This window comes from Pseudomonas sp. R43(2017) (genome assembly GCF_002112345.1).
Taxonomy (GTDB): domain Bacteria; phylum Pseudomonadota; class Gammaproteobacteria; order Pseudomonadales; family Pseudomonadaceae; genus Aquipseudomonas; species Aquipseudomonas kribbensis.
Genome location: NZ_NEHJ01000009.1, coordinates 91,164 through 104,210 on the forward strand (window position 1 = coordinate 91,164; position 13,047 = coordinate 104,210).

Annotated in this window: 13 protein-coding genes; 7 read left to right on the forward strand and 6 right to left on the reverse strand. The window is 61.6% G+C overall.

Translation table 11 applies throughout. The annotated features are described in order from the left end of the window. Positions 1 to 14: 14 nt before the first annotated feature. Both CAG02_RS23785 and CAG02_RS23790 read right to left on the reverse strand, forming a co-directional pair. Positions 15 to 1,721 (reverse strand): ShlB/FhaC/HecB family hemolysin secretion/activation protein, encoded by a 1,707-nt coding sequence (locus CAG02_RS23785; protein ID WP_085711364.1) that lies wholly within the window; start codon positions 1,719 to 1,721, stop codon positions 15 to 17. A 149-nt stretch (positions 1,722 to 1,870) separates the two neighbouring features. Further along, positions 1,871 to 2,320: a helix-turn-helix domain-containing protein gene (locus CAG02_RS23790; protein WP_085711606.1), complete on the reverse strand. Its 450-nt coding sequence runs from the start codon at positions 2,318 to 2,320 to the stop codon at positions 1,871 to 1,873. 181 nt (positions 2,321 to 2,501) lie between these two features. On the opposite strand from CAG02_RS23790, the gene CAG02_RS23795 reads away from it, so the two are divergent. The 6 genes from CAG02_RS23795 to CAG02_RS23820 all read left to right on the forward strand — a co-directional run bounded on the left by CAG02_RS23795 (position 2,502) and on the right by CAG02_RS23820 (position 8,918). Then, a complete protein-coding gene (locus CAG02_RS23795; protein WP_085711365.1) occupies positions 2,502 to 3,320 on the forward strand; it encodes an alpha/beta fold hydrolase in 819 nt (272 codons plus the stop codon). Positions 3,321 to 3,580: 260 nt separating this feature from the next. Then, a complete protein-coding gene (locus tag CAG02_RS23800) occupies positions 3,581 to 4,888 on the forward strand; it encodes an NAD(P)/FAD-dependent oxidoreductase (protein WP_085711366.1) in 1,308 nt (435 codons plus the stop codon). Positions 4,889 to 4,946: 58 nt separating this feature from the next. After that, a complete protein-coding gene (locus CAG02_RS23805; protein WP_085711367.1) occupies positions 4,947 to 5,363 on the forward strand; it encodes a RidA family protein in 417 nt (138 codons plus the stop codon). A 27-nt stretch (positions 5,364 to 5,390) separates the two neighbouring features. Further along, complete coding sequence (locus CAG02_RS23810) at positions 5,391 to 6,068, forward strand: DUF1028 domain-containing protein (RefSeq protein WP_085711368.1); 678 nt, start codon at positions 5,391 to 5,393, stop codon at positions 6,066 to 6,068. After that, positions 6,065 to 7,213 (forward strand): acetylornithine deacetylase, encoded by a 1,149-nt coding sequence (argE, locus tag CAG02_RS23815; RefSeq protein ID WP_085711369.1) that lies wholly within the window; start codon positions 6,065 to 6,067, stop codon positions 7,211 to 7,213. Before CAG02_RS23810 ends, argE begins: the two co-directional genes overlap by 4 nt. A gap of 289 nt (positions 7,214 to 7,502) precedes the next feature. Beyond that, positions 7,503 to 8,918: a cytosine permease gene (locus CAG02_RS23820; RefSeq protein WP_085711370.1), complete on the forward strand. Its 1,416-nt coding sequence runs from the start codon at positions 7,503 to 7,505 to the stop codon at positions 8,916 to 8,918. Between the two features lie 68 nt (positions 8,919 to 8,986). On the opposite strand, the gene CAG02_RS23825 is transcribed toward CAG02_RS23820, so the two are convergent. From CAG02_RS23825 to CAG02_RS23840, 4 genes are all read right to left on the reverse strand, one after another. Then, the gene (locus tag CAG02_RS23825; RefSeq protein ID WP_007950468.1) at positions 8,987 to 9,415 is read right to left on the reverse strand and encodes a molybdopterin-binding protein; all 429 of its coding nucleotides are present in this window, start codon (positions 9,413 to 9,415) and stop codon (positions 8,987 to 8,989) included. Between the two features lie 96 nt (positions 9,416 to 9,511). After that, on the reverse strand, positions 9,512 to 9,865 hold the full coding sequence (locus CAG02_RS23830) for a gamma-glutamylcyclotransferase family protein (RefSeq protein WP_085711371.1): 354 nt from the start codon (positions 9,863 to 9,865) through the stop codon (positions 9,512 to 9,514). Positions 9,866 to 9,890: 25 nt separating this feature from the next. Then, complete coding sequence (locus CAG02_RS23835; RefSeq protein ID WP_085711372.1) at positions 9,891 to 10,553, reverse strand: M24 family metallopeptidase; 663 nt, start codon at positions 10,551 to 10,553, stop codon at positions 9,891 to 9,893. 88 nt (positions 10,554 to 10,641) lie between these two features. Then, the gene (locus CAG02_RS23840; RefSeq protein WP_085711607.1) at positions 10,642 to 11,523 is read right to left on the reverse strand and encodes a LysR family transcriptional regulator; all 882 of its coding nucleotides are present in this window, start codon (positions 11,521 to 11,523) and stop codon (positions 10,642 to 10,644) included. A gap of 103 nt (positions 11,524 to 11,626) precedes the next feature. Here CAG02_RS23840 and CAG02_RS23845 point away from each other — a divergent pair, with 103 nt between their 5' ends. Further along, positions 11,627 to 13,018 (forward strand): aldehyde dehydrogenase family protein, encoded by a 1,392-nt coding sequence (locus tag CAG02_RS23845; RefSeq protein WP_085711373.1) that lies wholly within the window; start codon positions 11,627 to 11,629, stop codon positions 13,016 to 13,018. Positions 13,019 to 13,047 lie beyond the last annotated feature (29 nt).

The window sequence follows — 13,047 nt, forward strand, 5'->3', positions numbered from 1 at the left end:
CGGAGCAGACGGAATTAGAGGAAGAAATCCATGCGGAAATAGATCGGCGCTTCGCGCTCGGTCAGCGCGGCGGGTCGTTCCAGGGAATGGGCGAAGGTCACGCTGGCCGCCACATGCTGGCCGCGGGCGAACAGCTCCAGCGAGTTGCTCGACATGCGTCCGTGTTGATCGCCGTTGTAGCGATCATTGCGAATGACGCCCTGGTCGTAGCCCAGGCTGGTGCCGTATTCGGCGAACACCGGGCGCAGCCATTCGGCGGTCACCGGGCGTGCCCAGCGCAGGTCGTTGCGCCAGTAGCCGCCGCTGTCGCCGGACAGCGATTGATCCTTGTAGCCACGGACCGATGACAGTCCGCCAAGGCTGGTGCGCTGCGGACTGAACAGCACGTCTTCGCTGCGCTGGCCGGTCATCAGACTGCTGAAGGTGAGCGACTCGCCCCACAGCTTGAACGGCTGCAGATAACTCAGGGTCGCGGTGTATTTGCGGTATCGCGCGTCCGGCTCGCCGGGGCCCGGATCGTGGCTGCCCTGGGCATCGAACGCGCCGATGCCTTGCTGCATGCCGGCATCGAAGTTGACGAAGGCGCTGCCGATCCGCCGCCCGTGGTTGAAGCCGAACTGCGCTTCGCTGATGCGGTTGCTGCTCAGGCGCAGTTTGCTGTCTTCAATGAAGTTGTTGCTGCGCAGGTATGACAGGCCAGTGCTGAGGGACGTCTTGCTGACGGCGTCGCGGTGGATCACACGCTCGGCACGGAACTGGTGGTTCTCGCTGTCGCCGGTCTGCTTGAAGTTGTAGCCGTTGGCGGCGATCTGCGAGCGGTATTCGCTCTGGCTGTAGGTGTAGCTGAAGTTCCACCAGCCCCACGGCAGGTTGTAATTGAGCATGGCGTTGTTGGAGGTGTGCTGATGGTCTGTCATCGCATCGTGACCGCCGCGCAAGCTCAACTGATCGGCCAGGCCCAGCGGGCTGTCCCAGTCAAACGTGGTGCCCCACTGCTGTTCGCCGGTGCTGCGCTGGCCGTCGTTGCTGCGCGACAACCCGACACGCCAGGGCTTTTGCGGGGTGTTGTTGACCAGTACATCACTGCCACCGACGTTCTGGCCCGGCGAGAGCTCCATCTTGGCCTGATTGGACGGCAAGCGATTGAGCTGATCGACCATCTGCTCGATCTCGCGCAGATTGACCAGTTCGCCGGCCTTGCCGGGAAACGCCATTGCCAGCTCACGCTCGGAAAGTTTGCTGTTCTCGGCGCCTTTCAGGCTTTCGAGTTTGCCTTCGACCACCAGCACTTTCAGGTGCCCGGCGGACAGGTCCTGTTGTGGCAGGTAGGCACGGCTGGTCACAAGCCCCTTCTCGATGTAGTGGTCGGTGATGACTTTGAGCAGTTCATTGAGCTGCGGCACGCCCAGACACTCGCCGATGTAAGGCTTGAGCAGGCGCACCTTGTCGCTCTCCGACAGGCTGTCGGCGCCTTTGAGTTCGATGTCCTTGATCGGGAAGCAACGGGTGTCGGTCGGCGCCACCGGTTGAACCGGTCTGGCTTCCTTGCCGGGCAGATCCTTGAGTTCTTCAAGACGCCGCTGCTGCTCTTCGAGCAGTCGGTTCTGGCGGTCGCGGATCAGGTCGGTATCACCGGGGGTGGGTGCAGCGAATACAGCATCAAGCGGAGAAAGGCACAGCAAAGCCAGGCACAACCTCGCCACGAGGGCGGGTGAGGACATGTTCGATCCCTCGAGACGGAAAGTGATATCAGAATAGTGGCGCTATGTTAAAGTGCCACTATTCTGACGTCAATTTAAGGATTCACCGGAATAGTGTTGCCGACGAACGGCACCGGTGAAATCGTCCGAAAGGTCGCGCTCACTTCACATCAATGTTCAACAGCCCGTTTCGTCGCCACATCCTCCGGCGCCAGTACCCGGCCATCGGCTGACAGCAACTCCAGCTTCCTGATCGGCTTCCCCTTCTGCGCATCGACCATCACTGACCCCGACTCACCGGGCTCGAACATGAACTCCCCGCCCCACTGCGACAGCGCGACGATCACGGTTTGCAGCGCCCGGCCCTTTTCCGTCAGCACGTACTCCTTGTAGGCACTGCCATCGGACGCCGGCACCAGGCGCAGGATGTCGCGCTCCACCAGGCCTTTGAGGCGAACGCTCAAGATGTTCTTGGCGATTTCCAGACTTCTCTCGAAATCGCCGAAACGGCGGATGCCTTCCAGCGCATCACGGACGATCAGCAACGACCACCAGTCGCCGATCAGGTCCAGCGTCCGGGCGACCGGGCAGGCATTGCCGGCAAGGCTTTTGCGCTTCATTTCGTATATCTCCGGCAAACGAAAGATGGGATGCGGTTGCATCTTACAACTCATGTCTCAGAAGCGATAACACCGGCCACCACGAACTTAGCACCTGCGTACAAGTGGCCGAGCTGCTTTGCCGCGATAGTGATTGCTGCCACCACGGCAACCACATAGAGCCAACCTCCAAGGAGTTTCCATGAGCACGTTCACCACCCAAGACGGTACCGAGATCTATTTCAAGGACTGGGGCAGCGGCAAGCCCGTGCTGTTCAGCCACGGCTGGCCGCTGGATGCCGACATGTGGGAATACCAGATGGAATACCTGAGCAGCCGCGGCTACCGCACAATCGCCTTCGACCGCCGCGGTTTCGGGCGCTCCGAGCAACCGTGGAGCGGTTACGACTACGACACCTTCGCCGATGACATCGCGCAGTTGATCGAGCACCTCGACCTGCGTGACGTGACCCTGGTCGGCTTCTCCATGGGCGGCGGCGATGTCAGCCGCTACATCGCACGCCACGGCAGCGAGCGCGTTGCCGGACTGGTGCTGCTGGGTGCGGTGACGCCGCTGTTCGGCAAGAAGCCGGACTTTGCCGAAGGCGTCGACAAGTCGGTGTTCGACGGAATCAAGGCCGGCCTGCTGAAGGATCGCGCGCAATTCATCGCTGACTTCAATGCGCCGTTCTACGGCACCAACCAGGGCCAGAAAGTCTCCGACGGCGTGCTGACCCAAACCCTGAACATCGCCCTGCTCGCCTCGCTGAAGGGCACCGTGGATTGCGTCACTGCATTCTCGGAAACCGACTTCCGCCCGGACATGGCGAAAATCGATGTACCGACGTTGGTGATTCACGGCGATGGCGACCAGATCGTACCGTTCGAAACCACCGGCAAACGCGCCGCCGCGCAGATCAAGGGCGCCGAATTGAAGGTGTATGCCGGGGCGCCCCACGGCTTCGCCGTGACCCATGCGCAGCAACTGAATGAAGACCTGCTGGCGTTTCTCGATCGCTGAGTCCGTGTGATCCGAACACGCCTTGCAAAGGGCCGTCGACAACCCTGTCGGCGGCCCTTTTTTTTCGTTGTCCCGGATTCCGGTGCCATGGCGAGACCCAGTATTTACGGGGCTTTGAAGCCTCTGCATCACGTTTTTATCTTCACATGCCAGCTTAATAATATTTTACCGATAACCACCCCCTCCCTAGTCTGATCCCAAGCACAGAGAACAGGTCGACAGCGGCCTGAATCCAACGGCCTCGTGAGAAGGGATCAGAGATGACCACTGAAATAATAAAAACAGACACGCTTGTTGTCGGCGCCGGTCAAGCGGGTGTGGCCATGAGTGAACACCTGAGCAAACTCGGGGTGCCGCACCTGGTGCTGGAACGCAGCCGCATTGCCGAACGCTGGCGCACCGGGCGCTGGGATTCGCTGGTGGCCAATGGTCCGGCGTGGCACGACCGCTTTCCGGGGATGGAATTCGACGATGTCGATCCGGATGGCTTCGCTCACAAGGAACGTGTCGCCGATTACTTCGAAGCCTATGCGAAGAAATTCAACGCGCCGATCCGCACCGGCGTGGACGTGAAAAGCGTGGTGCGCAATGTCGGGCGTCCGGGCTTCACCGTCGAGACTTCCGAAGGCGTGATCGAAGCCGCCCGGGTCGTCGCGGCGACTGGCCCGTTCCAGCGTCCAGTGATCCCGGCCATTGCGCCGAAAGATGAACGCCTGTTGCAGATTCACTCGGCCGACTATCGCAACCCGCAACAACTGCCGGCCGGCGCGGTGCTGGTGGTCGGTGCCGGTTCGTCGGGCGTGCAGATCGCCGATGAATTGCAACGCTCGGGCAAGCAGGTTTACCTCTCGGTCGGTGCTCATGACCGCCCGCCTCGCGCTTATCGCAACCGTGATTTCTGCTGGTGGCTCGGCGTACTCGGTGAGTGGGATCAGGCCGCAATGAAACCCGGACGCGAGCACGTGACCATCGCCGTCAGCGGCGCCCACGGTGGCCGCACTATCGACTTCCGTGGCCTGGCCCATCGCGGCATGACTCTGGTCGGCGTCACCGAATCGTTCAGCGAAGGTGTGGTGACCTTCAAGCAAGACCTGCGCGACAACCTCAAGCGTGGTGACGAGAACTACCTCGCGCTGCTGGATGCCGCCGACGCCTACATCGATCGCAACGGCCTTGATCTGCCGCTGGAACCGGAAGCCCGGGAAACCTATCCAGACCCTGAATGCGTGAAAAACCCGCTGGCCGACCTCGATCTGGCCGCCGCCGGCATTACCTCGATCATCTGGGCCACCGGGTTTGCCGTGGACTATTCCTGGCTGAAAGTCGCTGCGTTCGACGACAACGGCAAGCCGCAACATCAGCGCGGCGTGTCCAGCGAAGCGGGTGTGTATTTCCTCGGTCTGCCGTGGCAGTCGCGACGCGGTTCATCGTTCATCTGGGGCGTGTGGCACGACGCCAAACACGTGGCCGATCACATCGCCACCCAGCGCAAATACCTGGCCTATCGCGATGCCGAGCAACGCGAAGCCGTACTGCACAACAAAGCCGCCGCCACCGTCGACGCTTGATTTCCCTCTTCCATACCGGCGCCCGTCGCGCCGGGTTCGATTTCTTCAGGAGCCTCACATGAGTCAGCCAACCCACACCCGCATCCGCATGTTCAACACCAAGGACACCTACCCGAACCAGACCCTGGACAACGACCTGTGCCAGGCCGTGCGTGCCGGCAACACCGTGTATGTCCGTGGTCAGGTCGGCACCAATTTCGATGGCGAACTGGTCGGCCTCGGCGACCCGCGCGCGCAGGCCGAACAGGCGATGCGCAACGTCAAGCAACTGCTCGAAGAGGCCGGCAGCGACCTGAGCCACATCGTCAAGACCACCACGTACCTGATCGACCCGCGCTACCGCGAGCCGGTGTATCAGGAAGTCGGCAAATGGCTGAAAGGCGTGTTCCCGATTTCCACCGGGCTGGTGGTGTCGGCCCTGGGTCAGCCGCAGTGGCTGATGGAGATCGATGTGGTTGCGGTGATTCCCGAGTAATTCGACCTTAGCGAAAGGAGGCCACACATGACATTTTCCATCGCCGCCCGCTGCCCCGAAACCGGTCAGTTCGGCATCGCCATCAGTTCCTCCAGCATCGCCGTCGGCGCCCGCTGCCCGTGGCTGCTGCCCGGTGTCGGCGCGGTGTCGAGCCAGAACATCACCCTGCCGTCGCTCGGCCCGGAAGTGCTCGCTTTGATGGAGCAAGGCCTGACGCCCGAGGCGGCGCTGGACAAGGTGCTGACCCGCAACGGCTATAGTCAGTACCGGCAGATCACCGCGATCAACCACCTCGGCCAGACCGCGCATTTCAGCGGCGCGCAAACCCTCGGCGTGCACAACGCCGTGTCGGGCGAACAATGCGTGGCGGCGGGCAACATGCTCGCCGGGCGCTCCGTGATCGAAGCCATGGTCAGCGCCTTCGAGGATGGCGAAGGCCAATTGGCCGACCGCCTGCTCAAGGCTTTGCACGCCGCCCAGGCCCTGGGCGGTGAAGCAGGCCCGGTGCATTCGGCCGCCGTGGTCGTGGTCGGCGAGCTGACCTGGCCCATCGTCAACCTGCGGGTAGACTGGGCCGATGAAGACCCGATCGGCCAGTTGCAGAAACTCTGGGACGCCTATCGCCCGCAGTTGCAGGACTACATCGACCGCGCCCTCGATCCGGCCAAGGCGCCGGGCTACGGGGTTGCCGGAGACGACCGATGAGCGACAGCGTCGCGATGCTCAAGACGCTGGTGGGGTTCGACACCACCAGCCGCGAGTCCAACCTGCAATTGATCGACTTCGTGCGCGACTATCTCGAACAGTTCGATGTGCCGTGCGAGCTGATCTACAACGATGAGCGCAGCAAGGCCAACCTGTTTGCCACGATCGGCCCGGCCGATCAGCCGGGCATCGTGTTGTCGGGGCACACCGATGTGGTGCCTGCCGATGGTCAGCCATGGACTGTGCCGCCGTTCGAACTCAGCGAGCGTGACGGCAAGTTGTACGGTCGTGGCACGGCGGACATGAAGGGCTACATCGCCTGCGTGCTGGCGTTCGTGCCTTCGTTGATCGAAGCACCATTGCGTATGCCGGTGCACATTGCTCTGTCCTATGACGAAGAGGTCGGCTGCCTCGGCGTGCGTTCGTTGCTCAAGGTGCTGGAGCAGCGTCCGGTCAAACCGCTGCTGTGCATCATCGGCGAACCGACCGAACTCAAACCGGTGCTCGGGCACAAGGGCAAACTGGCGATGCGCTGCGATGTCCAGGGTCACGCTTGTCACTCGGCCTATGCGCCGCTCGGGGTCAACGCGATTGAATGCGCTGCCGAACTGATCGGCGAGCTGGGACGCATTGGCCGGCAGCTCAAGGATGAACACGTCGACCCGCGTTTCGACCCGCCCTACTCCACGGTGCAAACCGGCGTGATCAACGGAGGCAAGGCGTTGAATATCGTCCCCGCCGATTGCCGTTTTGATTTCGAAATCCGCGCTCTGCCCTCGCAGGATCCGGCTATCGTCGCTCAGCAACTCAAGGCTTACGCCGAACAGCAAATGCTGCCGCGCATGCGGGCCGTCAGCGGGCAGAGCGATATTCATTTCAGCGAGTTGTCGGCGTATCCGGGGCTGGCGACTGATGCCCGGAGCGAGGCGGCGCAATTGATCGCCGCGTTCTGTGGTTCGGATGATTTCGGCACTGTTGCGTTTGGGACCGAAGGCGGATTGTTCGACGCCGTGGGGATTCCCACGGTGGTGTGCGGCCCCGGCAGCATGGATCAGGGCCACAAGCCGGACGAGTTCGTCAGCCGCGTTCAGCTCAAGGCCTGCGATGCGATGCTGCAACGGATGCTGGCGTCGATTCGCCTTTGAAAAAACGGTCTGGCTGCTGGATAAAAGTCCGCAGCCAAGCCGCAATAACACCGACAGACAGCTGCTCCAATGGAGGTCAGCTGCGTTGCCGTTCATGGCGCTGAAACGCCCGAAACAGAGCGCTTTCAGCTGACCGAAGAGCCTCGTATTTTTAACGTCTGAAGCAACAAAACTACTAATTTATCTCTCCCCTTTCCTTGCCCATGATCAACCCCAACAAGAAATGCGCCGTCCGTGCCGGCGCTCACTGAAGTACGTCCACGTACTCGTCCTTGCCTTGGAGTTCGTCATGGCCACCTCTGCAACAACGTCCGCACCGCTCATTGAGAAACACACGATCGGCTACGTGCCGCCCGAAGATCGCCACGGAAAGGTTCGGGATCTGTTCACCCTCTGGTTCGGCGGCAACATCGCGCCGTTGCCCATCGTCACCGGCGCCCTCGGCGTGCAGTTGTTTCACCTGAACCTGGTGTGGGGCATCGTCGCCATTCTGGTCGGCCATCTGGTCGGCGGTGTGCTGATGGCGCTGCACTCGGCGCAAGGCCCGCAGATGGGCATCCCGCAGATGATCCAGAGTCGTGCGCAATTCGGCTCCCTCGGCGCACTGCTGGTGGTGTTGATTGCCGGCGTGATGTACATCGGCTTTTTCGCCTCCAACATCGTGCTGGCCGGCAAGTCGCTGCATGGCGTGGTCGACAGCGTTCCGGTACCGGTCGGCATCGTCATCGGCGCGCTGGGCTCGGGGATCATCGGGATCATCGGTTACCGCTTCATCCACGTGCTCAACCGTATCGGCACCTGGGTGCTGGGGATCGGGATTGTGGTCGGCTTCGGCTACATCCTGACTCACGTGCAGACGGCTGACTTCCTCACCCGTGGCAGTTTCAATCTTTCGGGCTGGCTCGCGACGGTGTCGCTGGCTGCGTTGTGGCAGATTGCATTTGCGCCGTATGTGTCGGACTACTCGCGTTACCTTCCAGCCAATGTGCCGGTGGCCGCGACGTTCTGGACCACTTACCTCGGCTCCGCGCTGGGCTCCAGCCTGTCGTTCATCTTCGGTGCTGTCGCCGTGCTGGCAACCCCGGTGGGCATGGACACCATGGACGCGGTGAAACTCGCCACCGGCTCGATCGGCCCGCTGATGCTGGTGCTGTTCCTGCTCAGCGTGATCAGCCACAACGCGCTCAACCTGTACGGCGCGGTGCTGTCGCTGATTACCCTGGTGCAGACCTTCGCCTACCGCTGGATTCCGACCGCCAAGAGCCGCGCGGTGATTTCGCTGATCGTGCTGCTGGCCTGCTGCTTCGCTGCGGTGGGTGCGTCGTCGGACTTCATTGGCCACTTCGTCGACATGGTGTTGGTGTTGCTGGTGGTACTGGTGCCGTGGACGGCGATCAACCTGATCGACTTCTACGCCATCCATAAAGGTCAGTACGACATCGCCTCGATCTTCCAGGTCGACGGCGGCATCTACGGCCGCTACAACCCGCAAGCCTTGCTGGCGTATGCGATCGGCATCGTGGTGCAGATTCCGTTCATGAACACGCCGCTGTATGTCGGCCCGGTGTCGGCGCACATCAACGGCGCGGACCTGTCGTGGCTGGTGGGGTTGCTGGTGACTTCACCGTTGTATTTCTGGCTGGCGAGTCGTGACAGTGCTTATCGTCGGCGGCTGATGACCGGGAAGCTGGCGGGCAGTCTCTGAGATAGATAAAAAAATGCCCGGTTCGGCAAACCACCGAACCGGGCATTTTTATCGAGTCACGCGCTCGATCAGGCCGGCACACCCAGAATAATGTGCGAAGCCTTGATCACCGCCGTGGCACTGACGCCAGCCGCCAGGCCCAGTTCGTTCACCGCGTCGCGGGTTACGATCGAATAAACTTTCGAACCGCCGGCCAGCTCGATCACCACTTCGGCGTTGACCGCGCCATCGGTCACGCTCAGCACCTTGCCTTGCAGGCAGTTGCGGGCTGACAGGCGAATGTCGCTGGATTCGGTCATCAGCATCACCCAAGGCGCCTTGACCAGGGCAACGGCTTCTTTGCCCACCGCAATGCCGAGGCTCTTGAGGCTGGCCAGGGTCACGACCGCAACCAGCTTCTCGCCGCCCGGCAGAGTCAGGACAACTTCGGCATTGACCGAGCCTTCCTGAACCTGGCTGACCTGACCTTTGAACACGTTGCGGGCACTGACTTTCATGATGGACGTCCTTTTGTTGACTTTGGAGTTAGGAAACGGCCTGCATCATCGAAGCAATCGCTATGTAGTTACAACTACAGCGCTGCACTTTTGGGGTCACGCTTGCACATAGACCCACGCATCGACACCTGACTTTAGCAGCACGCTGACGCGCTTGTAGTCCGCCACTTCGTATTCGTCCGCCGCTGCCAGTTCCTGCGCCGTGATCTCGAACACCGTGCCGGCAATCTCGTCTGCCGGGTTGCCGCTCGCCTGGACGATGGGGTGATGTGTCTTGCCACTGGCGGCGAGCACCGCCAGATCGGTGATTTCGACCATTTCCTGTCGGTAACCCGGCAGGCTGTCGGCGCGGCCATGCAGTTCACGACCGAAGCTGGAGAGCTGAACCGCGCGGTCCTGCAGCGTGCCATAGGAGAACAGCAGCACCGTCGGCTCTGGTGACGTCGTCATGAGATTTCCTTGTACAAAAAGCGGATCAGATCAACAGGTCTTCATAGAACGCGCCATAAGGAAGCTCAGGGTGTTCGATCTGGATTTCCAGAATCCACACACCGGCATTCGGCGCCTGATCGAAATCACCGAGATTGCCGCCACGATAAATCGCGTGAGGAAAATCGCTGACCCGGTGGCCCTTGATGTCCAGGTTCAACTTCCAGCCCATGGCCTCGGCCTGATCGGTGGCGTAGCGATACAGTTCGACACCGGTTACGCCCTTGCGCCAGAAGGCTTCGACCTTGTCGAAGAGTTCTTTGGAGGCCGCCGCACAGGCGATCATCTGTGGATCAGACCCGGTGACGAACGTCGCCCCGGCATCGCCTTCGTGGCCTTCCCAGACCACGCCCATGTCGATGAAGAAAATGTCGCTCCCGCCCAGGACAGGATCGCCGTCGGAACGCTCCTTGAAGGTCTTGAGGGTATTGGCGCCGAAGCGGATCAGCAGCGGATGCCAGATCCGGTCCATGCCCAGTTCGACGAGGATTTCCTTGCCACGCGCATGGGCTTCGGATTCGCGCATGCCGGGTTTGATCACCTTGGCGATCTCGTCCACGGCCTTCCAGGTCAACTGCTGGGCGTGGCGCATGGTTTCCAGCACAAAACGCTCACCTACTGCTTCTTTACCGCTCAGGGCTGTGGTCATCGCTGATTCCTTCTGGCTAATTGCTTGCGCTGTATAGTTTTTTATATTGCGAAACAGGACGCCTAAGATACAACCATGACACAAAGTGTCAATTCTCTTCTGCACGCACCACGCCGCGCTCCTCGAGCAAGCGCACAAACATGCTCAGACTGCGCGACACCGTGCCCCGCCGCCACACCAGCCACGTGGTCAGATAGCGGAAATCCGCCGCCAGCGGCCAGACACTCACCGTCGCGCAACCGGGCATGCTCTGCAGCATGCTGCGCGGCATCAACGCCAGACCGGCGCCCGCGCTGACGCACGCGAGCATGCCGTGATAGGACTCCATTTCGAAGATCTTGCCGGGCACCGCCGCGTCGGTGCTGAACCATTTTTCGAAGTGATGGCGATAGGAGCAGTTCGAGCGGAACGCATAGATGTTCTCGCCATTCACGTCCGCAGCACGTTTGATCGGCCCGTGATGTAGCGGCGAGATAATGACCATTTCCTCCTCGAATGCCGGAATGCCTTCGAGCGCCGGGTGCAAGACCGGGCCGTCGACGAACGCGGCCGCCAGGCGTCCGGAGAGCACCCCGTCGATCATCGTCCCGGAGGGGCCGGTCGAGAGGTCCAGATCGACCTTCGGATGCTGCTGGTTATAGGTCGCCAGTAAACCGGGAATCCTCACCGCTGCGGTACTTTCCAGCGAGCCCAGCGGGAATGCACCTTGCGGTTCCTCGCCGGCCACTGTGGCGCGCGCCTCTTGCACCAGGTCGAGAATCCGCCGCGCATATTCCAGAAAACTCCAGCCGGCGGGCGACAGGCGCAAACGGCTCTTCTCGCGGATGAACAGGTCGACACCCAGATCTTCCTCCAGCTGCTTGATGCGGGTCGTCAGGTTCGACGGCACGCGATGGATCTGCGCCGCCGCCGCGCTGATGCTGCCGTGCTCGGCCACGGCCTTGAAGATTTCCAGTTGCACCAGATCCACAGTCATTCTCCAATCGTGAAAGAAACGCTCTTTATTATTCAGTTTCCAGAAATCAAACGCCACCCTACTCTGAGCGCATCCACTGACCTCGCAGGACGATGCCATGAGCCCGATTTCCAGCCAGACCCACGCCATCTCGATCAACCCCGCCACCGGCGAGCAGATCGGTCATTACGCCTTCGAATCCGCCGAGGCCCTCGATGCCGCACTGACCCGTGCCGCCTTCGGATTCGGCAAATGGAAACGCAAGCCTTTGCAGGACCGCTCCCGCGCCCTGACCGCGCTGGCCGGCGCCCTGCGTCACAGCAGCGAAGCCATGGCGACCATGATCACCCGGGAAATGGGCAAGCCGATCGCCCAGGCCCGTGGCGAAATCGAGAAATGCGCCAAGCTCTGCGAGTGGTACGCCGAACACGGCCCGGCCATGCTCAACGCCGAGGCGACCCTGGTCGAAGGCGGCAAGGCGCGCATCGAATACCGCCCGCTGGGGCCGATCCTTGCGGTGATGCCGTGGAACTTCCCGATCTGGCAAGTGCTGCGCGGTGCCGTCCCGGCGCTGATTGCCGGCAACACTTACGTGCTCAAGCATGCGCCAAACGTGATGGGCAGCGCCTACCTGTTGCGCGATGCTTTCAAGCGCGCCGGTTTTGCCGATGGCGTGTTCGAAGTGATCAACGTCACCCCGGAAGGCGTGTCCACCGCCATCGCTGACCCGCGCATCGCCGCCGTGACCCTGACCGGCAGCGTCCGCGCCGGCATGGCCATCGGCGCACAGGCCGGTGCCGCACTGAAGAAATGCGTACTGGAACTGGGCGGTTCCGATCCGTTCATCGTGCTCAACGACGCCGATATCGATGAAGCCGTGCAAGCGGCAGTGATCGGTCGTTACCAGAACTCCGGCCAGGTCTGCGCGGCAGCCAAACGCCTGATCATCGAAGAAGGCGTGGTCGAAGAGTTCACCCGCAAATTCGTCGAAGCCACCCGCCAGTTGAAGATGGGTGATCCGTTGTCCGCCGACAACTACATCGGCCCGATGGCTCGTTTCGATCTGCGTGACGAGCTGGATCAACAGGTGCGCGACACTCTCGAAGAAGGTGCCACCCTGCTGCTCGGCGGCGGCAAGGTCGAGGGCGCAGGCAACTACTACGAGCCGACCGTGCTGGCCGACGTCACCGACCGCATGACCTCGTTCAAACAGGAACTGTTCGGCCCGGTGGCTTCGATCATCACCGCTCGCGACTGTGCTCACGCCGTGGCCCTGGCCAACGACAGCGAGTTCGGTCTGACCGCGACGATCTACACCGCCAACGTCGCCTTGGCCCAGCAACTGACCAGCGAACTGGAAACCGGTGGCGTGTTCATCAACGGCTACTCCGCCAGTGACCCGCGCGTGACTTTCGGTGGTGTGAAGAAAAGCGGTTTCGGCCGTGAGCTGTCGCACTTCGGCGTACGCGAATTTTGCAATGCGCAGACCGTGTGGCTGGATCGCCGTTGATCCAATGAACAAAGCCCGGAAGCGTTTTG

Excerpts from the sequence above, each read along its gene's own strand:
- CAG02_RS23785 (WP_085711364.1), bottom strand. The coding sequence starts at position 1,721 with ATGTCCTCACCCGCCCTCGTGGCGAGGTTGTGCCTGGCTTTGCTGTGC.
- CAG02_RS23790 (WP_085711606.1), bottom strand. The coding sequence starts at position 2,320 with ATGAAGCGCAAAAGCCTTGCCGGCAATGCCTGCCCGGTCGCCCGGACG.
- CAG02_RS23795 (WP_085711365.1), top strand. The coding sequence starts at position 2,502 with ATGAGCACGTTCACCACCCAAGACGGTACCGAGATCTATTTCAAGGAC.
- CAG02_RS23800 (WP_085711366.1), top strand. The coding sequence starts at position 3,581 with ATGACCACTGAAATAATAAAAACAGACACGCTTGTTGTCGGCGCCGGT.
- CAG02_RS23805 (WP_085711367.1), top strand. The coding sequence starts at position 4,947 with ATGAGTCAGCCAACCCACACCCGCATCCGCATGTTCAACACCAAGGAC.
- CAG02_RS23810 (WP_085711368.1), top strand. The coding sequence starts at position 5,391 with ATGACATTTTCCATCGCCGCCCGCTGCCCCGAAACCGGTCAGTTCGGC.
- argE (WP_085711369.1), top strand. The coding sequence starts at position 6,065 with ATGAGCGACAGCGTCGCGATGCTCAAGACGCTGGTGGGGTTCGACACC.
- CAG02_RS23820 (WP_085711370.1), top strand. The coding sequence starts at position 7,503 with ATGGCCACCTCTGCAACAACGTCCGCACCGCTCATTGAGAAACACACG.
- CAG02_RS23825 (WP_007950468.1), bottom strand. The coding sequence starts at position 9,415 with ATGAAAGTCAGTGCCCGCAACGTGTTCAAAGGTCAGGTCAGCCAGGTT.
- CAG02_RS23830 (WP_085711371.1), bottom strand. The coding sequence starts at position 9,865 with ATGACGACGTCACCAGAGCCGACGGTGCTGCTGTTCTCCTATGGCACG.
- CAG02_RS23835 (WP_085711372.1), bottom strand. The coding sequence starts at position 10,553 with ATGACCACAGCCCTGAGCGGTAAAGAAGCAGTAGGTGAGCGTTTTGTG.
- CAG02_RS23845 (WP_085711373.1), top strand. The coding sequence starts at position 11,627 with ATGAGCCCGATTTCCAGCCAGACCCACGCCATCTCGATCAACCCCGCC.